19 protein-coding genes and 1 tRNA gene are annotated in these 21,128 nt (G+C 67.3%); 13 read left to right on the top strand and 7 right to left on the bottom strand.

The features are described 5' to 3' along the window. Nucleotides 1–110: 110 nt before the first annotated feature. Nucleotides 111–1,577, top strand: a complete 1,467-nt coding sequence (locus ACQY68_RS07645; protein WP_428152444.1) for an alpha/beta hydrolase — start codon at nt 111–113, stop codon at nt 1,575–1,577. Here the strand turns inward: ACQY68_RS07645 and ACQY68_RS07640 are convergent. Both ACQY68_RS07640 and ACQY68_RS07635 read right to left on the bottom strand, forming a co-directional pair. Next, nucleotides 1,574–3,313 carry a terminase large subunit domain-containing protein gene (locus ACQY68_RS07640; RefSeq protein ID WP_428152443.1) on the bottom strand — a complete coding sequence of 580 codons (1,740 nt, stop codon included), beginning with the start codon at nt 3,311–3,313 and terminating at the stop codon, nt 1,574–1,576. The two genes, ACQY68_RS07645 and ACQY68_RS07640, sit on opposite strands and share 4 nt — an antisense overlap. Before the next feature lie 379 nt (nt 3,314–3,692). Continuing rightward, complete coding sequence (locus ACQY68_RS07635; RefSeq protein WP_428152442.1) at nt 3,693–4,652, bottom strand: helix-turn-helix transcriptional regulator; 960 nt, start codon at nt 4,650–4,652, stop codon at nt 3,693–3,695. Nucleotides 4,653–5,019: 367 nt separating this feature from the next. Between ACQY68_RS07635 and ACQY68_RS07630 the strand changes: the two genes are divergently transcribed. The 4 genes from ACQY68_RS07630 to ACQY68_RS07615 are packed head-to-tail and all read left to right on the top strand — an operon-like array spanning nt 5,020 to nt 8,397. After that, entirely contained in the window at nt 5,020–5,172 is a 153-nt protein-coding gene (locus ACQY68_RS07630; RefSeq protein WP_428152441.1) for an IPTL-CTERM sorting domain-containing protein, read from the top strand. A gap of 5 nt (nt 5,173–5,177) precedes the next feature. After that, nucleotides 5,178–6,299: an IPTL-CTERM sorting domain-containing protein gene (locus ACQY68_RS07625; RefSeq protein WP_428152615.1), complete on the top strand. Its 1,122-nt coding sequence runs from the start codon at nt 5,178–5,180 to the stop codon at nt 6,297–6,299. A gap of 5 nt (nt 6,300–6,304) precedes the next feature. Continuing rightward, nucleotides 6,305–7,417 carry an IPTL-CTERM sorting domain-containing protein gene (locus ACQY68_RS07620; RefSeq protein ID WP_428152613.1) on the top strand — a complete coding sequence of 371 codons (1,113 nt, stop codon included), beginning with the start codon at nt 6,305–6,307 and terminating at the stop codon, nt 7,415–7,417. Nucleotides 7,418–7,422: 5 nt separating this feature from the next. Then, nucleotides 7,423–8,397 (top strand): IPTL-CTERM sorting domain-containing protein, encoded by a 975-nt coding sequence (locus ACQY68_RS07615; RefSeq protein WP_428152612.1) that lies wholly within the window; start codon nt 7,423–7,425, stop codon nt 8,395–8,397. Nucleotides 8,398–8,501: 104 nt separating this feature from the next. On the opposite strand, the gene ACQY68_RS07610 is transcribed toward ACQY68_RS07615, so the two are convergent. Further along, a complete protein-coding gene (locus ACQY68_RS07610) occupies nt 8,502–10,082 on the bottom strand; it encodes an ATP-binding protein (RefSeq protein WP_428152440.1) in 1,581 nt (526 codons plus the stop codon). Nucleotides 10,083–10,132: 50 nt separating this feature from the next. Further along, on the bottom strand, nt 10,133–10,858 hold the full coding sequence (lipB, locus tag ACQY68_RS07605; protein WP_428152439.1) for a lipoyl(octanoyl) transferase LipB: 726 nt from the start codon (nt 10,856–10,858) through the stop codon (nt 10,133–10,135). A gap of 76 nt (nt 10,859–10,934) precedes the next feature. Here lipB and ACQY68_RS07600 point away from each other — a divergent pair, with 76 nt between their 5' ends. From ACQY68_RS07600 to ACQY68_RS07570, 7 genes are all read left to right on the top strand, one after another. Next, nucleotides 10,935–11,186, top strand: a complete 252-nt coding sequence (locus ACQY68_RS07600) for a FliM/FliN family flagellar motor switch protein (protein ID WP_428152438.1) — start codon at nt 10,935–10,937, stop codon at nt 11,184–11,186. Nucleotides 11,187–11,228: 42 nt separating this feature from the next. Next, nucleotides 11,229–11,313: transfer RNA gene (locus ACQY68_RS07595), tRNA-Leu, on the top strand. Nucleotides 11,314–11,378: 65 nt separating this feature from the next. After that, nucleotides 11,379–12,788, top strand: a complete 1,410-nt coding sequence (gene mgtE / locus ACQY68_RS07590) for a magnesium transporter (protein ID WP_428152437.1) — start codon at nt 11,379–11,381, stop codon at nt 12,786–12,788. A 78-nt stretch (nt 12,789–12,866) separates the two neighbouring features. Beyond that, the gene (locus ACQY68_RS07585) at nt 12,867–14,378 is read left to right on the top strand and encodes a glycoside hydrolase family protein (RefSeq protein WP_428152436.1); all 1,512 of its coding nucleotides are present in this window, start codon (nt 12,867–12,869) and stop codon (nt 14,376–14,378) included. Nucleotides 14,379–14,422: 44 nt separating this feature from the next. Then, complete coding sequence (locus ACQY68_RS07580; protein WP_428152435.1) at nt 14,423–15,583, top strand: isovaleryl-CoA dehydrogenase; 1,161 nt, start codon at nt 14,423–14,425, stop codon at nt 15,581–15,583. Further along, nucleotides 15,583–16,014 carry a DUF3574 domain-containing protein gene (locus ACQY68_RS07575; protein WP_428152434.1) on the top strand — a complete coding sequence of 144 codons (432 nt, stop codon included), beginning with the start codon at nt 15,583–15,585 and terminating at the stop codon, nt 16,012–16,014. The genes ACQY68_RS07580 and ACQY68_RS07575 overlap by 1 nt, the downstream gene beginning before the upstream one ends. A gap of 94 nt (nt 16,015–16,108) precedes the next feature. After that, a complete protein-coding gene (locus ACQY68_RS07570; RefSeq protein ID WP_428152433.1) occupies nt 16,109–16,768 on the top strand; it encodes an exopolysaccharide biosynthesis protein in 660 nt (219 codons plus the stop codon). Nucleotides 16,769–17,153: 385 nt separating this feature from the next. On the opposite strand, the gene ACQY68_RS07565 is transcribed toward ACQY68_RS07570, so the two are convergent. The 3 genes from ACQY68_RS07565 to flbT form a co-directional block, all read right to left on the bottom strand. Continuing rightward, the gene (locus ACQY68_RS07565; protein ID WP_428152432.1) at nt 17,154–17,984 is read right to left on the bottom strand and encodes a flagellin; all 831 of its coding nucleotides are present in this window, start codon (nt 17,982–17,984) and stop codon (nt 17,154–17,156) included. Between the two features lie 190 nt (nt 17,985–18,174). Beyond that, a complete protein-coding gene (gene flaF / locus ACQY68_RS07560) occupies nt 18,175–18,540 on the bottom strand; it encodes a flagellar biosynthesis regulator FlaF (RefSeq protein WP_428152611.1) in 366 nt (121 codons plus the stop codon). Next, nucleotides 18,537–18,920: a flagellar biosynthesis repressor FlbT gene (flbT, locus tag ACQY68_RS07555; RefSeq protein ID WP_428152431.1), complete on the bottom strand. Its 384-nt coding sequence runs from the start codon at nt 18,918–18,920 to the stop codon at nt 18,537–18,539. Before flbT ends, flaF begins: the two co-directional genes overlap by 4 nt. A gap of 140 nt (nt 18,921–19,060) precedes the next feature. Here flbT and ACQY68_RS07550 point away from each other — a divergent pair, with 140 nt between their 5' ends. Continuing rightward, on the top strand, nt 19,061–20,842 hold the full coding sequence (locus ACQY68_RS07550; RefSeq protein WP_428152430.1) for a tetratricopeptide repeat protein: 1,782 nt from the start codon (nt 19,061–19,063) through the stop codon (nt 20,840–20,842). The last annotated feature ends 286 nt before the right edge of the window (nt 20,843–21,128 follow it).

The following is a 21,128-nucleotide window of genomic DNA, read 5'->3' as shown; positions in this document are numbered from 1 at the left end:
CCGCCACCCTATCGGGTCGTTCGCCGGAACGCGCCACCGCTCACCGATCCAGAGGCCCCGTTCGCCGAAGCGGTGCTGCAAAGCGGGTCGGGCCGGGGCTGGATGGGGCCATGACAAACATCGCCCTGAACCGCCGCTCCCTCCTCGCCGCCCCCGCCTTGGCTATCCCAGCCCTCGCCGTCCCGGGCATCGCCCTGGCCCAGACCCGGCCCGAGGTCGCCGCCCGGCCCGGACCCTTCACCTTCACCAGCCGGTCCGGCGAGGAGACCACCGCCGAACGCGGCTTCTTCGACGTGCCCGAGGATCGCCGCGATCCCCGTTCGCGCCGCATCCGCCTCGGCTATGTCCGCTTCCCCTCGACCTCGCCCGATCCCGGCCCGCCGATCGTCTATCTGGCCGGCGGCCCGGGCGGCAGCGGCGCGGATGCGGCGACGGGGCCCCGCTTCCCGATCTTCATGGCCCTGCGCGCCGTCGCCGACGTCATCGCCTTCGACCAGCGCGGCACCGGCCTGTCGGCCCACATCCCGGCCCGCCCCGCCCCGACCGGCCCCTGGCCCGTCCTGAACCACGAGGGCCTGACGACCTGGTTCCGCGACGAGATGCAGCGCGCCTGGGTCGACTGGACCCACGCCGGGATCGCCATGGCCGGCTACAACACAGAACAGAGCGCCGACGACATCGAGGACCTGCGCCGTCATCTGGGCGTCGAGAAGGTCAACCTCTGGGGCATCAGCTACGGCACGCATCTGGCCCTGTCCGTGCTCAAGCGTCATCCGGAGTCCATCGGCCGCGTCGCCCTCGCCAGCCTCGAAGGCCAGGACCAGACGGTCAAAAGCCCGGCCCACATCGACGCCTTCCTGAACCGCGTCGACGCCGTCCTGGGTCAGGACCCCGCCGCCCGCGCCGCCGTTCCCGACCTGCCCGCCCTGATGCGCCGCGTGCACGACCGCCTCGACGCCGACCCCGCCACGGTCACCGTCACGGGCGCCGCCGGCCCCGTCGATCTCAAGCTCGGCGCCCTGGGGCTCCAGATCTTCGCCGGCGGCATGGTCGCCAATCCGCCGAGCCTGTCGCGCCTGCCCGCCCTCTATCTGGCGCTGGACGCCGGCATGACCGAGGTCATCGCGCCCTTCCTCGGCGACCCCGCCCGCTACTTCAGCGTCTCCGGCATGTCCGAGGCCATGGACCTGGCGTCCGGCATCTCCCCCGCCCGTCTGGCCCGTGTGCGGCAGGAGGCCCGCACCGCCGTCCTCGGCGACGCCCACAATTTCCCCATGCCGCACCTGCTGGGCGCCATCCCCGGCGTCGACCTCGGCGAGGCCTTCCGCGCGCCGCTCCGCATCGACACCCCCGCCCTCCTCGTCGCCGGCTCCCTCGACGGCCGCACGCCCCTGGAGGAACAGGCCGAGGTCATCGCCCAGTTCCGGAACAGGACACGGGTCCTCGTCGAGAACGCCGGCCACAACGTCTTCGAGGCCCACCCCGACGTCACCCCCCTGCTGGTCCGCTTCTTCGGCGAACAGCCCGTCGCCGACACGCAGCTGAGCCTCCCGCCCCCGACCTTCACGATGGCCTAGAGCATCCGGATCTTTGGCCCCTCGCCCGCGCCGTTCAGCATCAGCGCCGACACCGCCCACACCAGGGCGTCGGCGCGGTCGAGGGACAGTCGCCCGTCGTCCTGCGCCCCCACCGCCATCAGCTCCTCCTCGAGGTCGCCGAACGCCCCCGCGTGCGTCACCCGCCCCTGTTCGTACAGGGCCGCCACCGGCTCGGCCCGCGCCCGCTTGCCGACCGAGGCCCGCACGTCGATCACCGGCGTCTTGCAGTCCACGGCATTGAACACCGCCCGCACCATCTCCCCGCCCTGATTGACCTCGGCCACGATGGAGCTCGCCCCCCAGGCCAGGGCCGCCGCCTTGGCCCGCCGCGCCCAGCCGTCCGGCGACAGCCCCCGCGCCGACCGGTCCGCCAGCACCACCGCCCGCGTGACCCCATCGATCCGCCGTCGTCCGACCACCACGATGCCACAGGCGTCGCCGCCTGCCGTCGTCGTCGGGTCCACCCCCACGACCACCCGCTCGAACCCCGCCGGCAGGGAGCCGCCCTCGACCGCGCCGCGCACCCCCAGCGTCCCCCACGGCCGGAAGTCCTCGGGCGCGCGGCAGTCGGCCATCATCGCGGCGGTGAACAGGGCCCCGTCGATCTCCACGACCCGCCCCTCCAGCTCCTGCGCCGCCCGCCGCGTCCCGCCATAACGGGCCGTCAGTTCCTCCAGAAATCCGGGCGACAGATGCGCCGCGTTCTCCGCCGTCGTCGCATGGGTTGTCACGCAGGACGCCTCGTCCCGCAACCCGATCAGAGCCCGCGTCGGCCGGGGCGTCGTCGTCACCACCAGTCTTGGCCGTTCGCCCAGCCGCAACCCCATCCGCAACAACGCCAGGGTCTCCACCGCCCCGCGCACCCCCGACGCCGGCCAGGCGCAGAATTCGTCCGCCCAGGCCGCCGAGAACTGCGGTCCTCTCAGACTGTCGGGATCCTCGGCCGAGAAGGTCTGCGCCACCGCCCCGTTCGCAAACACCAGCCGCCGCCGCGACGCCTCGAACCGCGGCCGGTCCGCCCGCGACCAGCGCGCCAGCGACCGGATCCCCGACACCCCCTCGATCATCACCTCGCGCACGTCGTGCAGGGTCGGCCCGATCAGCGCCAGCCGACCTCCCGCCGCCTCCATCGCCCGATCGCTCAGCCACATGGCCCCGGCCAGGGTCTTGCCCGCCCCGCGCCCGCCTAGGAACAGCCAGGTCGCCCAGTCGCCCCCGTCGGGAAGTTTGTCGGGCGCCCGCTGCGCCGTCCTCAGCGCCACCGGCGCCGACGTGACCGCTTCCGGCGCCTCGTCCTTCGGCGGCGCCCCGATCCAGCGCAGACCGGTCTTGCGCCATCCGGGCGTCAGCAGGTCGCGCACCCCCTTGGTCACGGTGATCAGGGTCTTGACGTGCTGAGCCCGCCCGTCCCCCGCCGCCTCTCTCAGCCGGTCCAGAACGGACTCGTCCGTCGCGTGCGGGTCGCGCCGGTCGAACACGAAGGCCAGTTCGCGACAGACCACCCGCACCGACCCGTCCGCCTGCGCCTCGGCCATCGCCGGCGCCGGACCCTTGGCCAGACGCACGGCGTCCGCCCGGTCCTTCTTGCGCATCTTCAGCACGCAGGCGTTGCGATGGATGGTGGTCGGCCTGACCCCGTACTCGGCCGCCAGCACGCCGACCGGCTCTCCGGCCAGCCACCGGTCCAGCAGATCATGCCACGCCTTCGGGCTCATCCCCGACGGGCTCTGCGGCAGAGGCCGGTCGTCGTTCCTGTCGTGCAATCTCCCCATGCCCACAGTATCGGGGCGCGGGACACCAAGGCGCGCATGAAGCCTCTATTTAGAGCCGGACGTTGAATTCATTGCCGTCCTGGGCCGATCCGTTGATGGGTTCGGGCGGATAGTCGTCATGGAGGGCACCGCGTCCGCATCGACGACGGTCCGCCTGGGGACTCTGGCGAGATGACGCATTCGCCCCGTTGCGGACACAGGCCCGCAATTGGAAATGGGACGTATGGCCACGTTGGCTTCCGATTCATTGCGAAGCTCGGTTGTTTCGTATTTGACGCGATGCGAGTGCGTCGGACTGAAGACAAGCCGTGTTCCGCGCGTGCTATCGCCGTTCCTGGCGAACCTCGGCGGGGGTGCAGTCATATTCGGCGCGAAAGCCGCGATAGAAGGTCGCCATGCTGTCGAAGCCTATGGCGTAGGCGATCTCGGTGATGGTCAGCCAGGGCGAGGTTAACAGCATCTGGTGCGCGCGGTTCAGGCGGCGGCGGCGCAGGTGGGCGGTGAACGACGTGCCGCTGGTCTCGAACAACAGGTTCAATTGGCGCACCGAGATGGAAAGCGCAGAGGCGACCAGGGTCGGCGACAGGGCGGGATCGGCGATGCGGTGCTCGATCAAGGTGTGCGCCTGGCTGAGCCGCCCGCGCCGGATGGCGGCGACGTTTGCAGGCTCGCGTTCATCGGTCTCGGTCCAGGCCAGCAGTGCGAGGCGCACCAGAGTGTCGACCGCGATCTCGGCGCCGTCCGCGCTGAGACCCGGCGCCTGATCCACAAAGGCGGTGGCGTAAGCGGCCAGCAGGGCTGGCGCGCCGACGTTGGGGATCATCAGCCGCATCGACAGATCGCGATCGGTGTTCAACAGCGATGCAACTCGGGCGAAGGGAAGTTTGATCGCGCGCGAATGGAACGCCGACTCGTCGCCCGGCACGTTGTAGTAGGGGCGATCGGAATAGCCGACCGCCATTGCGCCCGGACCCCCGACATATTCGCGCCCGCCGGCGCCGAACAGGCCGCCGCCACGCATCTGCTGCAGGATGCAGAAGGCGTCAGCCGGGGAGTCTGCGATGTCACGGTCGACGCGGCGCAGGTGATACGCAGACGCGCGCAGATCTACGATCGTCGCTTCGCCCACCTGGCGCGCTGTGAAATGTCCCTCGAACGCGTCTCGTTTGTCGCGATCGACCTCGATCTGTACGCCGAACACCGCCTTGGCCCGCTCCTCGCGCCAAAACTCGAACCGTTGGCCGGGGGCCACGTCCTGGGTGGTCCAGGTCGTGGTGCTCACGGGTGTGACAGCCGATCCGGACCTTGGTGAAGTTCAGCCATGGTAACGATCTCGCGCCTGAGAGCCGATTGCGTGGAATGATATGCGCTTTTGCGCGCGGTGAGACGACAGGGACCAAAAAACGACGATAAATGACGCCTGCATCTTGTTTTGGTCAAGCACTGTAGTGGGCCTGAGAATAAAGCATGGCGGCTATGACACCCAGTCTGTGTCTTCCGACCGACTCGTCACTCAGGCGACGTGGCAGAGGCGAGGGTTATTGGGTGAATACACGGTCAGACGTGTCGGGCGATGCGGCACAACCTTGGTGCGAGGTCCAAGTCCGCAGCGCCGCATGGGGAGGCGAAGGTGGGCCGCGATGCTGGCCATGGCGACGCTCGGTGCTTCCGGCACGGCCAGCCTGACCGTACAGGCGCCCACGCCGGTTCCGACACTGCCCGAATGGGCGATGATCCTGATGGGGCTGATGCTGGCGGGCGGCGCGGCGGCAGTGGTCCAGCGTCATCGCACGGGGGCGTGACCGTCATGGACAGATTTCAATCCCTCAAGGCGGTGAAGATCATGTGTTTCAAGGTTCGGCCATGGACGGCGGCGATCGTCGCACTGGCGACGTTTGTATTGGCGCAGGCCGCCGCAGCCCAGAACGCCTATATTCCAAATCGGGGCGCAGACACCGTTTCGGTGATCGACACGCGAACAAACAGCTTGATCGGCGCCGTTACGGTGGGGCTATCGCCGTCCGCCGCAGCAGCGACCCCCGATGGCGCACGCGTCTATATCGTCAACGAGAGTTCCAACACCGTTTCCGTCATCAATACGGCTACCAACACCGTCGTTGACACGATAGCCGTTGGAGCAGGTGCGAACGGCATTGCGGCGAGCCCCGATGGAAATCGGATCTATACCGCCAACACCGCGGACGGCACCGTCTCCGTGATCGATCGAGCCACCAGCTCTGTCATCGCCACCGTAGCGGTCGGGGCCAATCCGCTCGATCTCGCCGTGAGCCGTAACGGAGCCCGCGTATACGTCGCGAACAATACCTCGCCGGGCAATGTCACGGTGATCGATACCGCCACCAACAACGTCGTCGCCAATGTGGCCGCAGGGGGCTATCCCACCGGGGTGGCCGTAAGCCCGGACAGCGCGCGGGTCTATGTCACCAACATAACGTCCAACGACGTCTCGGTGATCGACGCGGCCACCAACACCGTCGCCAGTACTTTCGCCGTTGGAGGCGGGCCGTACGGCATCGCGCTGAGCCCCAGCGGCGCTCGCATCTATGTCGCCAGGTATAACGTCAACACCGTTTCGGTCTTCAACGCCGCCACGGGCGCACTTGTCGCCACCATAGGCGTCGGGGCGAACCCTACCGGGATCGGCGTGAGCCGCGACGGCGCTTACGCCTATGTCTCGAATTACAGCGCGAACTCCGTCTCGATCATCGATACGGCCACCAACACCGTCGTCGACACCGTGACGGTGGGGCTGAATCCCAACGCATTCGGCGATTTCATCGCCCCTATGCCCGTGCCCGTGCCCGTGCCCGTGCCGACCCTGTCGGAATGGGCGATGATCCTGATGGGGCTGATGCTGGCGGGCGGGGCGGCGGTGGTGGTGGTTCAGCGTCGGCGGATGGAGGGGTGATCGCCATGCCCGGATTTCATTCGATCGGAACGGGGAGCGGCATGGGTTTCAGGGCGCGGACGGGCGCGATCGCGGCGGCGGTCTTGCTTGCGCTGGTCGCAGCCTTTGCGCTCACCACACCCGCGACAGCACAAACCATTACCGAGTTCCCCCTGCCCACGGCCGGCAGCTCCCCCGTCGGCATCGCAGCGGGGCCCGACGGAGCCCTTTGGTTCACGCAGCGAGACGGCGACAGCATCGGCCGCATCACTACCGCCGGCGTGATCACCGAGTTCGCCCTGCCAACCGCCGGCAGCTCTCCGATCGGCATCGCTGCGGGCCCCGACGGAGCCCTGTGGTTTACGGAGGATTCCGGAAACCGCATCGGCCGCATCACCACGGCCGGCGTGATAACCGAGTTCACTGTGCCGGGGATCGGCAGGCGGCCTTTCGACATTGCGGCGGGGCCAGACGGAGCCCTTTGGTTCACGCAGTTCAACGGCAACCGCATCGGCCGCATCACTACGACCGGCGTGATCACGCAGTTCACCCTGCCAACTGGCGGCAGCTCCCCTCTCGGCATCGCGGCGGGGCCCGACGGAGCCCTGTGGTTCACGCAGAGATCCGGCAATCGCATCGGCCGCATCACCACCGCCGGCGTGATCACCGAGTTCAGCGTGCCCACGTTCAACAGTGCTCCTTACGGAATCGCGGCGGGGCCCGACGGAGCCCTTTGGTTCACGCAGCAGAACGGCGACAGTATCGGCCGCATCACCACCGCCGGCATGATCACCGAGTTCCCCCTGCCCACATTCGGCAACTCCCCTGTCGGCATCGCAGCGGGGCCCGACGGAGCCCTTTGGTTCACCGAGTACAGCGGCAACCTCATAGGCCGCATTACCACCGCCGGCGTGATCACCGAGTTCGCCGTGCCAGCCGTCGGCGGTAGGCCTTTCGGTATCTCTGCAGGGCCAGACGGAGCCCTTTGGTTCGCGCAGCAAGACGGCAACCGCATCGGCCGCATCACCACGCCCGGGCCGACCCCCGTGCCGACCCTGTCGGAATGGGCGATGATCCTGTTCGGCCTGCTTCTGGCGGGCGGGGCGGCGGCGGCGGTTCAGCGGCGGATGGCGGGGTGATCGCCATGCACGGATTTCATTCGATCGGAACGGGGAGCGGCATGGGTTTCAGGGTGGGGACGGGCGCGATCGCGGCGGCGGTCTTGCTTGCGCTGGTCGCAGCCTTTGCGCTCACCACACCCGCCACCGCGCAGACAATCACCACGCTCGGCAGCGGCTTTCGTGCTCCCCTGGGCGTTGCGGTGGATAGTGCGGGCAACGTCTATGTCGCCGATGAGGTCAACAATGACGTGAAGCGGATCGCTGCTGTCGATGGGGCCGTCACCACGATCGGTAGCGGCTTTCGTAATCCCAGCGGCGTTGCGGTGGACAGCGCGGGCAATGTCTATGTCGCTGATGCCTTGAACAATGCGGTGAGGCAGATCCCCGCGGGCGGTGGAGCCGTCACCACGCTCGGCAGCGGCTTTGACCGTCCCTTCGGCGTTGCGGTGGATAGTGCCGGCAATGTCTATGTCGCTGACTTGAACAACAGAGCGGTAAAGCGGATCGCCGCTGTCGATGGAGCCATCACAACGCTCGGCAGCGGCTTTAACGCTCCCAGAGCCGTTGCGGTGGATAGTGCGGGCAATGTCTATGTCGCTGAATTGAACTACAGTGAGGTGATGCGGATCGCCGCTGTCGATGGGGCCGTCACAACGCTCGCCAGCGGCTTTGACCGTCCCCGAGGCGTCGCGGTGGATAGTGCAGGCAATGTCTATGTCGCCGATTCCAACAATAATGCGGTGAAGCGGATCGCCGCCGTCGATGGGGCCGTCACAACGATTGGCAGCGGCTTCAACAGTCCCCGAGCCGTTGCGGTGGATAGTGCGGGCAATGTCTATGTCGGCGATACCGGCAACAGTGCGGTGAAGAAGTTGACGTTTGCGCCGCCGGCCCCGGCCCCGATCCCGACCCTGTCGGAATGGGCGATGATCCTGATGGGGCTGATGCTGGCGGGCGGGGCGGCGCTTTACATACAGCGACGGCAGATGATCGCCTGAGCGACGTCTTGCCCCGGTTTGGAACGGCCCCACTGGCAACGGCGGGGCCGTTTGCATGTCCGCTGTCCACCCATCGCGGAACTCCAGCAAGCCCGCTCTCCGCCCTACTCCACCACCGCCTGCGCGATCCCCGCCAGCAGGCTCGCCGCCGTCACCGGTTTGGCGACATGCAGGTCGGCCCCCGCGGCCAGCGCCTCGTAGCGGTGCTCGGCCATGGCGTTGGCGCTCAGCATGATGATCGGGGTCCGCGCTCCGCCCCGCTCGGCGGCGCGGATCGCGCGGGTGGCGGTCAGGCCGTCCATCACGGGCATCTGCATGTCCATCAGGATGACGTCGAACCGGGACCGCGCGACCGCCTCTACGGCCAGGGCGCCGTTCTCGACAGTGACCACCTCGGCCCCCGCCGAGCCCAGGATCAGCTGGACCACGCGCTGGTTGGTCGGGTGATCCTCGGCCAGCAGGATGCGCAACGACCGTTCGGGCAGGAAGATCGGCGCCGGCCCGATCTCCGCCGGCGCGGCCAGGCCGTCGTATTCCTCCAGCGCCACGACCCGCTGCAACGGCAGGGTCAGGGTGAAGGTCGAACCCTCTCCGGGACAGGACCGCGCCTCGACCACCCCGCCCATCAGCTCGGCCAGCGACCGGCAGATCGACAGGCCCAGCCCGGTGCCGCCGAAGCGGCGGGTGATGGAGGTGTCGGCCTGGTTGAAGCGCTGGAACAGGGTCGCCCCCGTGGCGGCGTCGAAGCCCACGCCCGTGTCCGACACGATGAAGGTCAGAACGCCCTCGCCGACCTCGTCGCCGGCCACGTCCCAGTCGACCGTGACCGTGCCCTCGGAGGTGAATTTGACGGCGTTGGACAGCAGGTTGCCGACGATCTGGCCGATCCGGGTGCTGTCGCCCATGAAGACGCCGCGTGCGCCCGAGCCCTGACGCTCCTCGAACTGCAGCCCCTTTTCGGCGGCGCGGCTGTGCGACAGGTCGATGATCCCGGCCAGGGCCTCGCCGAGGTCGAACTGGCGGGATTCGAAATCCAGCCGCCCGGCCTCGATCTTGGACACGTCGAGGATGTCGGAAACCAGCCGCTCCAGCGTGATCCCCGCCCCCTGGATCAGGTCGACCATCTCGCGCTGTTCGGGGCTCAATTCGGTGCGACGCAGGGAATCGACGATGCCGATGACCCCGTTCAGGGGGGTGCGGATCTCGTGGCTCATATTGGCCAGGAAGTCGGTCTTGGCCCGGCTGGCCGCCTCCGCCGCCGCCTTGGCGTCATTGAGGGCCTGTTCCGCCGCGACCCGGTCGGTGACGTCGCGCGCCACGCCATAGATGCGGTCGCCAAACCGGTGCGCACGCCATTCCAGCGTGCGATAGGAGCCGTCGCGGTGGCGGTACCGGTTGATCTGGCCGTGCACCGGCGCGCCCGGCATGCGGGTCTCGACCTCGATCACGCTCTCCAGGGTCGCGGGCATGTCGTCGGGATGAACGAGACGCAGCAGCCGCGTGCCTTCCAGCTCATCGGCCCGCCAGCCCAGATGCGTCTCCCACGACCGGCTGACCTTCAGCACCATGCCGTCCAGATCGCGGATGACCAGCATGTCCAGGGTGACGTCGAAGAAGGTCGACAGGTCGGCGGAAGCGATCGAGACCGGCGCCTCGAACCTCTGCGCCGTCGTCGCTCCATCCATTTCACGCACCCCGACTCAACCCTGACGTTCGAAACCGTACAGTACAGCTGTTAAGCCCGTATTTCGTCGGGCCAAGAATTTCCGACTGCGCCAAAAACGCGCACGAAGCTGGCCTTCAGAGCGGCGTCTGCATCATCCATCGAAGCCGTGACGCCCAGATCCAGCAAACTCGTCACCCCGTGCTCGGCGATGCCGCACGGCACGATGCCGCCGAAATGGTCCAGATCGGGTTCGACGTTCAGGCTGATGCCGTGGAAGCTGACCCATTTCCGCACCTTGACCCCGATGGCGGCGATCTTGTCCTCGCGAGACCAGCCTGGCCCCTTGCGTTCAACCCAGACGCCGACCCGCCCCTCGCGCACATCGGCCTCGACCCCGAATTCGGCCAGCGCCCCGATCAGCCATTGCTCCAGCCCGCGCACGAAGCCGCGCACGTCCTTGCCCCTCTGGTTCAGGTCCAGCATCACATAGGCCACCCGCTGGCCGGGCCCGTGATAGGTGAACTGCCCGCCCCGCCCCGTCCGGTGCACCGGGAACCGTCCGGCGTCGATCAGGTCGTCGTCCTTCGCCGAAACGCCCGCCGTATAGAGCGGCGGATGCTCCAGCAGCCAGACCCGTTCGGCCGCCTCGCCCGCCGCGATCAGGGCAACCCGCGCCTCCATTTCGGCGACCGCCGCCTCGTAGGGGACATAGCCGGGCGCGACGACCCATTCGACGGCGCGGCCATCGGGGCGAATCAGCGGGGAAACGGCGGCGCTTAACGGCTCGGCAAGCATGATGGCCCCAATGTGAGGCCGAGGGCCGCCAATGCAAGTTTCGCCGCCAGTCCCCTCCAGCGTATCCGGAGATCCCTTGAGCCAGATCGAAGCCGTCGACGTCGAACTGTCCGTCGTCCTGGGCCGTTCCGTGCTGCCCATGTCCCAGCTGCTGAAGATGGGCCGGGGCGCGGTGATTCCGCTCGACGCCTCCGAACATGACGAGGTCTGGATCCTGGCCAACAACCACCCGGTGGCCCGCGGCCAGATCGAAATTCGCGACGACCGGATCGCCATCACGGTCACCCGCCCGGCCGACGTCTACGACTTCATGGCCGGAGCGGCCTAGACGCCGCGAACTCTCTCCGCTATCAGCCCCCCTCCGATGCGAGCGGTCGTGGCGGAATTGGTAGACGCGCAGCGTTGAGGTCGCTGTGGGGCAACCCGTGGAAGTTCGAGTCTTCTCGACCGCACCATCAGACTAAGGGATAAGAATCCGGCACTACCAGGCTGATTCACATCGAGAGAGGGAGGCCCCCGCGTGAGCGAACGAACCGCCACTCTCGATCCCGACGTCAACGAAGACCACGAGGCGCTCGACGAGGACTACGTCCTGACGGCGTCCTTCGTCGAGAAGGTGGTCGACGCCGCCGACGACGGCGACGGCATGCGACTTCGGTCCCTGCTTGAGGACCTGCACCCCGCCGACGTCGCCGACCTGATGGGCTTCCTGACGGCCGAGCATCGCGGTGTCGTGGTCCTGTGGCTCCCGCCCGAACTGCTGGCGGAGACATTGCCCGAGCTCGACGACGGCATCCGCGAGGAGGTGCTGGAACGCGTCGCCCCCGGCACCTTGGCCGAGGCGCTTCAGGAGCTGGATTCCGACGACGCCGCCGCCGTGGTCGAGGACCTCGAAGACGACCAGCGCGAAAAGGTGCTGGCCGCCATGCCGGCAACCGACCGCGCCGCGATCGAGAACTCGCTGGGCTATGCCGAGGACACCGCCGGCCGCCTGATGCAGCGCGAGGTCATGGCCGCGCCCCTCTTCTGGACCGTCGGCGACACGATCGACCACGTCCGGGCACAGGGCGAGGACCTGCCCGAGCTGTTCTTCGACATCTATGTCGTCGACCCCCACAACAAACCCGTGGGCGGTATTCCGATCAGCGGCCTGCTGCGCGCGGCCCGGACGGTGAAGCTGTCCGACCTGATGGAGCCGGTGAACGCCATCGCCTCCGACACCGATCAGGAAGAGGTCGCCTACGTCTTCGAGAAGTACCACCTGATCTCTGCGCCGGTGATCGATGCGGCCGGCCGACTGGTCGGCCAGATCACCGTCGATGACATCGTCAACATCATCCAGGAGGAGAACCGCGAGGACATCCTCCGCCTGGCCGGCGTTCAGGACGAGGACCGTGGCTCATCCGTCACCGAGATCGTGCGCGGTCGCGTGCCTTGGCTGGCGATCAACCTGTTCACGGCCGTCATCGGCGCAAGCGTCATCGGCTGGTTTGAAGGCACGATCCAGCAGATCGTCGCCCTGGCCATCCTGATGCCGATCGTCTCGGCCATTGGCGGTAATGCCGGAACCCAGGCCCTGACGGTTACGGTGCGTGCGCTGGCGACCCGCGAACTGAACAGCTCCAACGCACCCCGCACCTTCATGCGCGAACTGGTGGTGGGCCTGGCCAACGGCCTGATCCTCGCGCCCCTGATCGGTCTGGCCACAGCCCTGTGGTTCCGGGACGAAGACTGGAAGATCGGCCTCGTCATCGGCGCGGCCATGGTGCTGAACCTGATCGTGGCCGCGACGGTCGGCGTTCTGACCCCCCTGACCCTGTCCAGGCTCAAGTTCGACCCGGCCGTCTCATCTGCCGTCTTCGTCACGGCGACCACGGATTTCTTCGGCTTCCTGATCTTCCTCGGCCTTGCGACCCTCGTCCTGTTGTAAGGACGACGTCGAGCGGCGCGACCCTTGCTCCCTCCCCCATGGGGCGACTGCGCCCTGTCTCGATTTGGGTCATTACCGGTGTCCGACGCAGCCAGGCAGAATCTGAAGGTCTCCCGCGAGGGGATCGTGCTGATCAAGAGTTTCGAGGGCTTCAGGCCCCGGGCGATCCAGCGCGCCGACGGTGGCTGGATCATCGGCTACGGGCACACCCTGTCCGCCCGCGAGGGCGCGACGGTGTCAGAGGCCGACGCCGAACTGCTGCTCCGCTACGACCTTCTGCCGGTGGAGAAAACGGTCAACGAAACCGTCCCCGAGCGTCTGAACCAGCACCAGTTTGATGCGCTCGTCAGCTTTGCCTTCTCGGTCGGCATCGACCGGTTCGCCGGCTCCGACGTGCGCCAGCGCCTGAACGCCGGTTCGCCGGGTGAGGCCGCCGACGCGATGATGGGTTGGCCCGAGCCAGCCCTGCCTGAAACCGCCCTTCGCCGCCGCGCCGCCGAGCGCGCCCTGTTCGTGGCCAATCCCTCGACGCCGGTCGCCCTGTCCGACCTGCTGTCCGCCCCCCTGCCTCCGCCCGCCGTCCCCACGCCGCCGGAAGAGGCTCAGGCCGACATCACCGCCGAGACCGCGACGGAAACCAACGATGGTCCTGCCGTCGGCGTGGAAACCGTTCCCCCGGTCGATCCGCGCAGCGCCGCCGTCGCCGCCTTGCTGGGCGAATCGACCGCCCGCCTCGTCCAGGCCGACGAGCCGCCGGCGCCCTCAAACGACAATCCTCCGGCTGAAACCCTGTCAGAGGTTGAGCCCGTCACGCCGGAACCCGCTGCAGAGCACACGCACGACGAAGAAGCGGCCCCCGAAGCGGAAGCCGGGGCTCCGACAGAGGTCGAGACCGAAATCGCTGAGGAACCTGCGCCCGCCCCTGCGCCGGTTCTCGATCCCGTCGTCCTGAATGCGACCCGCTACGCACCCTATAGCTCGGTGATGGTCGGCCCACTACCCTTCCTTCAGCCGGCGACGCCGCGCGAAGGGTCCGTCGAGCCCGAGGTCCGCACGATCGAACGTTCGGTCGTCGAACTCACCCCGCCAGAGGTGGTGGAGAGCGCGCCTGAGACCGACGAATCCACGCCCGCCGTCATCGAGACCGCGACGGCTCCGGTCGAAGCCCTCACCGTCGATCCCGCGCCGGTGGCCGAACTGATCCTGACCCCGCTGGAGGACGCCCCGGAGCCCGCGATCGAACGCCCGTTGTGGACGCCCGAGGAACGCGACGCACCCGACGCCTCGGAGAACAATCTGTTTGGCGAGGATCTCGCCCTGACCCAGGGCGGGTCGATCCTGCGCAACGACATCGAGTTCGAGCCGCCGGCCCGTTTTGACTGGAGCGAGACCGGTCCCTTCATCTTCATGGGCGGCGTGGGTCTGGTGTCCTTCGGCGCCTCGATGGCGGCCTTCCGGCGCGCGGCGGAACAGACCGGCGGCAGCGAACTGACCCTGATCGGCTGGGTCCTGGCCCTGATTGGCCTGGCCTGCGTCGGCGTGTCGTCGATCAACCTGTACCGTCGCTTCGGACTGCCCGGCGGGGATTGACCCCCTCTCCCCAGCCGCATCTGGATCGTGCTAACCCGCTCGTCATGAGCATTCCGAACGCACCCCAATCGATGGAATTCGGCCTCGGCGAGAACGCCGACATGATCCGCGAGACAACCGCCCGCTGGGCCGCCGACCGTCTGGCCCCGCGCGCCGCCGAGATCGACGAGACCAACAAATTCGCCCGCGACCTGTGGCCCGAGATGGGCGAGCTGGGCCTGCACGGAATCACCGTCCCCGAAGAGGATGGCGGCCTCGGCATGGGCTATCTCGAGCACGTGGTGGCGATGGAGGAAGTCTCCCGCGCCTCCGCCTCGATCGGGCTGAGCTACGGCGCCCACTCCAACTTGTGCGTCAATCAGATCAGCCGCTGGGCCAATGCCGAGCAGAAGGCAAAGTATCTGCCGAAACTCGTCTCCGGCGAACACCTGGGCTCGCTGGCCATGTCCGAGGCCGGCTCCGGCTCCGACGTCATGTCGATGCGCACCCGCGCCGAGAAGAAGGGCGACCGCTACGTCCTGAACGGAACCAAGTTCTGGATCACCAACTCCCCGACCGCCGACACCCTGGTCGTCTACGCCCGCACCGGCGAGGGCTCGGGCGGCGTCACCACCTTCCTGATCGAGAAGGGGATGAAGGGCTTCAGCGTCTCGAAGAAGCTGGACAAGATGGGCATGCGCGGCTCCGACACCGCCGAACTGGTGTTCGAAGATTGCGAGGTCCCTGAAGAGAACGTCATGGGCCCCGTTGGCGGCGGCGCAGGCGTCCTGATGTCCGGCCTCGACTACGAGCGCACCGTCCTGTCGGGCGGCCCGCTGGGCATAATGCAGGCGGCGCTGGATGTGGTTCTGCCCTACGTCCGCGAACGCAAACAGTTCGGCAAAGCCATCGGCTCGTTCCAGCTGATGCAGGCCAAGGTCGCCGACATGTATGTCGCCCTCAACTCGGCACGGACCTACGTCTATGCGGTCGCCAGGGCCTGCGACGCCGGCAAGACGACCCGCTACGACGCCGCGGGCGCCATCCTCCTGGCCTCGGAGAACGCGGTGAAGGTCTCGCTCGAAGCCGTCCAGGCTCTTGGCGGCGCCGGCTACACGAAGGAATGGCCGGTCGAACGTCTGGTCCGCGACGCCAAGCTCTACGACATCGGCGCCGGGACAAACGAAATCCGCCGGTTCCTCATCGGGCGGGAGTTGCTGGGCTGATGCTCAAACCTGCCGCCCTTCTAGCCGGCGCTCTCCTGCTGACCGGCTGCGTCAACGTCCGCGCCATGCCGGCGACGGTGAATTTTGGCCTCACCTGCGGAGCGGGCCTGAACGAGACCCGCATCGCCGACCTCTATTTCGGCCGCAACATCGGCGGGATTTTCGGTGTCGATGACACGGAGTGGCAGGCCTTCGTCGACCGCGAGATCACGCCGCGCTTCCCCGACGGCCTCAGCATCACCGACGTCTCGGGCCAGTGGCGCGGTCCGTCGGGCGAGATCGTCCGCGAGCCGTCCAAGGCGGTCATGGTCATCCTGTCCGGCGAACCCGACGAACGCGCGAAACTCGACGCCATCCGCGCCGCCTATGTCGAGGCCTTCGACCAGGACGCGGTCATGCTGATCCAGCGCCCGGCCTGCGTCGGCTTCTGAACAGGCCGGATTTTCCGGTTCTGTAGGAATGTTAAGTGGCGGGGATGCAGGGTCGTCCCTAGATGGTTCTCATCCCTCGCCGAGTCCGTTTCTGATGCCCGACTACGACTTTCAGAGCGACGATCGGCCCTTTTCCCGGGTGCTCGATGACATCGGCGCCAAGGACGACCCGAAACTCTACCTCGGCGAGCTGGTGAACGCCTTCGGAGAGCGCGGCTTCGGCGCCCTGATGGTTTTCTTCGGCCTGATCAACGCCATCGCCTCGCCGATCCCGGGCTCGACCACCATCCTCGGCGCGCCGATGCTGCTGATCTGCATGCAGCTGCTGATCCGTCGCGACCAGCTGTGGATGCCCAGATGGGCGCTGACCTCCAGCCTGCCGCGTGCGAATTACCGTTCGACCATCGACAAGGTGCGCAAGCCCCTGCTGTTCGTCGAGAAACTGTCCAGGCCGCGTCTCAGCATCATGAGCAGCGAGGTCGCCGAGGTTCTGATCGGTCTGGTCACGACCCTGCTGACCGTCATCGTCATGCTGCCCATCTTCGGCGGCAATCTGTTCCCGTCCCTGTTCGTGGCGCTGTTCGGCTTCGGCCTTATGCAGCGGGACGGCGCCCTGATCGGTGCGGCCTGGGCCGGGGTTGCCGGCTTCTGCATCTTCGTCTGGGCGGCCTGGGCGCTGATCTCCAGCCTGTTCCTCGCCAGCGCCGGCTGGTTCGTGAGCGCCTGGCACTGGGTGCAGGGGCTGTTTGCCTAGCTCAGGCAGCGAGACGCCGCGCGTAGAGCGGTAGCGAACCAGGAAGCTCCCAGCAAAAAGGCCCGCCGGACGAATCCGGCGGGCCCCATTGTCGGACCGCGTACGGTCTGACCGATAACTCAGCCTGAAAGGATCAGGCCCGGACCTCGTGGGAGGACCAGGTAACGGTCACCGTACGGGTTTGGGACAATGAGATCACTTGATCACCTCCTTTCGACTGTTGAACAGGGATGTCGAAGGTAGGAGCGATCCGGGCCTTTCGCAAAGCCCTCTCCGCATTTCGTGATCGGCTCAGCGCTCAAGCAGGGAGCGACCGCGTCGCGAGCTGTAGCGCCCAGCAAAGCAAAGACGCCCGGGGCGAACCCCGGGCGTCCTGTACGCTTACCTAGCTGCGGAACAGCGACAGAAGGATTTGCGGACCCTGGTTGGCGATGCCCAGCGCCTGGACCCCGAGTTGCTGCTTCGTCTGCAGCGACTGGAGCTTGGCGCTCTCCTTCGCCAGATCGGCGTCCACCAGATTGCCGACCCCGGATTCCAGCGCATCCGACAGTTTCCCGACGAAGGTGCGATGCGTCTCCAGAGCCTTCGCCTTCGTACCCAGCCGCGCCAGGGCGGAGGACACGTTGTCGATCGAGGCGTTCACCAGACCCAGGGCCGTGGTGGCCAGGGTCGAGGTGCCGATGGTCGTGGTCGTCGTGACGGTGACGCTCGTCGACCCCAGCGACAGCACCTCGGGGGTAACCGTCATTGACGTCGTGCCCGCCGCGTTGGCCAGAGCCTGGAAGCCGGTCGCGCCGGTCTTCAAAAGGTTGATCCCGTTGAAGTCGGCGTTTGCAGCAACCGTGTTGATCTGATCGCGGATGGACTTGAAGTCCTCGTTCAGCGCTTTCCTCGATGCCGTCGACAGCGACTTGTCGGTCGCCGCCAGTGCCTTCTCCTTCAGTTGCAACAAGAGATCCGAGATGCTCTCGCCGGCCGCCAGACCCACATCGACCGCCGAAATGCCGCGGTCGAGCGAGGTTTTGACCGCCCCCAGGGCGCCGATGTCGGCTCGTTGGCCCTGGGCGATCGCCCAGATGGCCCCGTTGTCCTTGGCGTTGGCGACCTTTTTGCCGGTGTTGATCCGGGTCTGGGTCGACGCCAGTTCGGCGTTGGTGGCGTTCAGGTTTTGCAGCGCGACGAGCGCGCCGAGGTTCGTGTTGACCGAGTTGGCCATGGGTGGAGTCCTTCCATTCTGGTCGGGGGAGCGGCCTTCTGGCCGTTGAACCGGTTCTGGTCCTACGCGCGTCCACGCAAGGGCCGGGCCGGACCGATCAGATTGAAAAGCTTGGGAAAGTTAGCCGAGAAGCTCGATGCCCGGCAATTTCTCGCCGGTCAGCGCCGTACTTTGCCCACCGGGACTGGCGTCAGGGCGCGGAGGCGCCCTGAGGGGCCAAGCCCTGCATGATCGAGCGGTTGATGTCGATCAGGGGTTCGAAATCCTCCTCGCCGCGCATGACGGCCGAGGAATGGCGCCCGACAAACAGGCTGATCGAGATGATCTGGGCCTTCAGCGGGTTGTTCAGCTGGTTGTCGCTGTCGGAGCAGTCGGTGGCCAGCACGGACCAGAGGCGACGGTTCCAGTCCAGGGCGTCGATGCGGGTCTTCACATCGTCCTTGTCGACGGTCGCGGCGTGCATCAGGGCGCGCGTGACCTGACCGAACAGGCGGTACTCCATCTCGCGAGGCGTCTCGGTACGGTTCGACGCCTGGGCGTAAGCCTTCAACATCAGGTCAGGCTTTCCTCGTAGTCGACGATCTTCCGCGCGCTCATCAGGGCCTTGTAGTACTCGCGCGCCATGACGTGTTTCGACGTCGAGACGCATTCGACCATGACGTCGGGATTGCGCGTCGCGCTCATGAACTCGGTCAGGCGGGTGACGAACTCGTCGTACACCTTGGGCGCGGAGCTTTCGTCCAGGTACATCATCATGACCGGGAAATAGATGCGTTTGGCGGGCGTCGTGACGTCCTCCAGCTGCATGATGTCCTTCTCGCGCAGGACCGAAGCCTTGTTCTGCAGGATCAGCACGCCGCGGCGGTCGCCGTTCTGCACGACAGCGCCGTTCAGGACGAACTTCTCGCCGGGCTTCAAGGACAACTTCAACGGCATGGGTGCGCCTCCCTGCGCCCGCTTGGCCCTGACATAGCCGCGCGGTGACTGACGCAGGCTAAACAGCCGTGGTTAACCATGTGTTCTAGAGCAGGGCCGTATGGCCTCTTATTCAGTCTTCTCCCTCGCCGAGACCGTCCATGCCCGTCGTAGACACCACGCCCTCCGAACTGGCCCGCGGCCACGTGCCGACGGCCCAGGACGCGACCGGCGACGCCGCCTCCCCCGCCGCGATCCGGCGGCTGTCGCACGCCCTTGCCGACAGGAAGGGCGCGACCCTCAAGGCCCAGAGGAAGGCCATCGAATCGCTGAAGGCCGCGGTGGCCTCGATCCGGGTCGGCGACTACGACACGGGCGCGCGCCGCTGCCTCGCCGTGCTTCAGGTCGACGAACACAACGGTCTGGCCTGGCACGTCCTGGCCATCTGCCGCGAGAAGTCGGGCCATCTGTCCGAGGCCCTGAACGCCTACGACGCCGCCCTGCGCATCCTGCCCGAGGATGCGAACATCGCCCACGACCTGTCGCGGCTGGCCGGGCGTCTGGGCCATTTGGACATCGCCGAGAAGCTGCTGCGGAAATTCCTGTCGGTTCACCCGGGACATATCGAGGGCACCAACAACCTCGCCTGCGTCCTGCGCGACCAGAAACGCTATCAGGAGGCCATCGACGCCCTGCGCGACCTGATCCAGATCGAACAGACCGACCCGACCCTGTGGAACACCCTCGGCACGGTCCTCAGCGACCAGGGCCAGATGAAGGAGTCGCTGACCTTCTTCGACGAGGCCCTGCGCATCGACCCGGCCTTCGCCAAGGCCCGCTACAACCGCGCCAATGCGCTCCAGCCGCTCGGACAGGCGGAACGGGCGCTGGCCGATCTGGACAAGGCCCTGAAGGGCGCCGAGAGCCCCTACGAGCACGCCATGATGCGGATGGCGCGGGCCATGACCCTGATGGGCATGGGCCGGCTGAAAGAAGGCTTCGAGGCCTATGAGGTCCGGCTCGATCCCGAGATGCCCGAGGCGATGCATGTCGTCGTCGATGCGCCTCGCTGGGATCCCGAAACCGGGGACGTCCGCGGCAAGCGGCTGCTTGTCGTCGGCGAACAGGGCATCGCCGACGAGATGGTCTTCGGGACCTGCCTGCCCGACGTGATCAAGGCCGTCGGCCCCGAGGGCAAGGTCTTCATCGCCGTCGAACCCCGACTGGTCGATCTCTACCAGCGCTCCTTCCCCACGGCCGTCGTCGGCGGGCACCGGGCCGTGCGGATCGAGGGCCGCCTGACCCGCTACTGCCCTTTCATGGAGCAGATAGGCGAAGAAGACGGCAAGGCCGACTGCTGGACCCCGATGGCCAGCCTCAGCGCCGTCTATCGACAGGAGATCTCCGACTTCCCCGATCGCGACGGCTATCTGACGCCCGACCCGGATCGCGTCGCCTTCTGGAAGACCGAACTCGAAAAACTGGGCCCGGGCTTCAAGGTCGGTCTGCACTGGAAGAGTCTGGTCCTGACCGGCGTGCGCGCGCGCTACTTCTCCAGCTTCGAGCGCTGGGAGCCGGTCCTCACCGCACCCGGCTGCGTCATGGTCAACCTGCAGTGCGGGGACGTGACCGAGGACCTGGCCGCCGCCGAGGCTGCCGGGGTGAAGATCTGGACCCCGCCGATCAATCTGAAGGACGACCTCGACGATCTGGCGGCCCTGTCGAACGCGCTGGACCTCGTCGTCGGCCCCGGCATCGCCGGCACCAATCTGGCCGCCGCGACAGGCGCGCGAACCTGGCTGATCCACGCGGCGGACGACTGGCACCTGCTGAACACCGACCGCTACCCCTTCTACCCCCGGGTCCGCACCTTCGCGACCGGCGGCTTCGACGGTTGGCCGAGGGCGATCGCCGAGGTCAGGGCGGCGCTGGAGGCGGCGTAGAGTCGCTTACCGCCGGGAGAGGGATCCGGGTCATACCCATCAACACATCCGTCCAGGACCCCAACGATTTCAACGCCCGGCTCTATTTAGAGCCTTTATGTGCGCCCCCTCTCTGGGCGGGCGTACACTGTGCGCGTCCCATCGCATGGGGAAGGCGTCCTGGGCCCAGGACCCGGACGTGCTGTGGGGTGCGATCGAGCGGGAAACCGCGCCGTGAAGTCGACCGAGGACCCTTGCCCGGCTTGAACCCTGGGCTTGCGGAGGCACGAACCGACAAAGGCGCGGG

Origin of the sequence: Brevundimonas sp., from assembly GCF_965278935.1 — a bacterium.
GTDB lineage: Bacteria > Pseudomonadota > Alphaproteobacteria > Caulobacterales > Caulobacteraceae > Brevundimonas.
The sequence above is the reverse complement of the archived record's forward strand: the minus strand, read 5'-3'. Positions and strand labels throughout refer to the sequence as shown.

Excerpts from the sequence above, each read along its gene's own strand:
- ACQY68_RS07575 (WP_428152434.1), top strand. The coding sequence starts at position 15,583 with ATGCTCAAACCTGCCGCCCTTCTAGCCGGCGCTCTCCTGCTGACCGGC.
- ACQY68_RS07625 (WP_428152615.1), top strand. The coding sequence starts at position 5,178 with ATGGACAGATTTCAATCCCTCAAGGCGGTGAAGATCATGTGTTTCAAG.
- ACQY68_RS07645 (WP_428152444.1), top strand. The coding sequence starts at position 111 with ATGACAAACATCGCCCTGAACCGCCGCTCCCTCCTCGCCGCCCCCGCC.
- ACQY68_RS07580 (WP_428152435.1), top strand. The coding sequence starts at position 14,423 with ATGAGCATTCCGAACGCACCCCAATCGATGGAATTCGGCCTCGGCGAG.
- ACQY68_RS07610 (WP_428152440.1), bottom strand. The coding sequence starts at position 10,082 with ATGGATGGAGCGACGACGGCGCAGAGGTTCGAGGCGCCGGTCTCGATC.
- lipB (WP_428152439.1), bottom strand. The coding sequence starts at position 10,858 with ATGCTTGCCGAGCCGTTAAGCGCCGCCGTTTCCCCGCTGATTCGCCCC.
- ACQY68_RS07570 (WP_428152433.1), top strand. The coding sequence starts at position 16,109 with ATGCCCGACTACGACTTTCAGAGCGACGATCGGCCCTTTTCCCGGGTG.
- ACQY68_RS07565 (WP_428152432.1), bottom strand. The coding sequence starts at position 17,984 with ATGGCCAACTCGGTCAACACGAACCTCGGCGCGCTCGTCGCGCTGCAA.
- ACQY68_RS07615 (WP_428152612.1), top strand. The coding sequence starts at position 7,423 with ATGCACGGATTTCATTCGATCGGAACGGGGAGCGGCATGGGTTTCAGG.
- ACQY68_RS07550 (WP_428152430.1), top strand. The coding sequence starts at position 19,061 with ATGCCCGTCGTAGACACCACGCCCTCCGAACTGGCCCGCGGCCACGTG.
- flbT (WP_428152431.1), bottom strand. The coding sequence starts at position 18,920 with ATGCCGTTGAAGTTGTCCTTGAAGCCCGGCGAGAAGTTCGTCCTGAAC.
- ACQY68_RS07620 (WP_428152613.1), top strand. The coding sequence starts at position 6,305 with ATGCCCGGATTTCATTCGATCGGAACGGGGAGCGGCATGGGTTTCAGG.
- ACQY68_RS07630 (WP_428152441.1), top strand. The coding sequence starts at position 5,020 with ATGGCGACGCTCGGTGCTTCCGGCACGGCCAGCCTGACCGTACAGGCG.
- ACQY68_RS07640 (WP_428152443.1), bottom strand. The coding sequence starts at position 3,313 with ATGAGCCCGAAGGCGTGGCATGATCTGCTGGACCGGTGGCTGGCCGGA.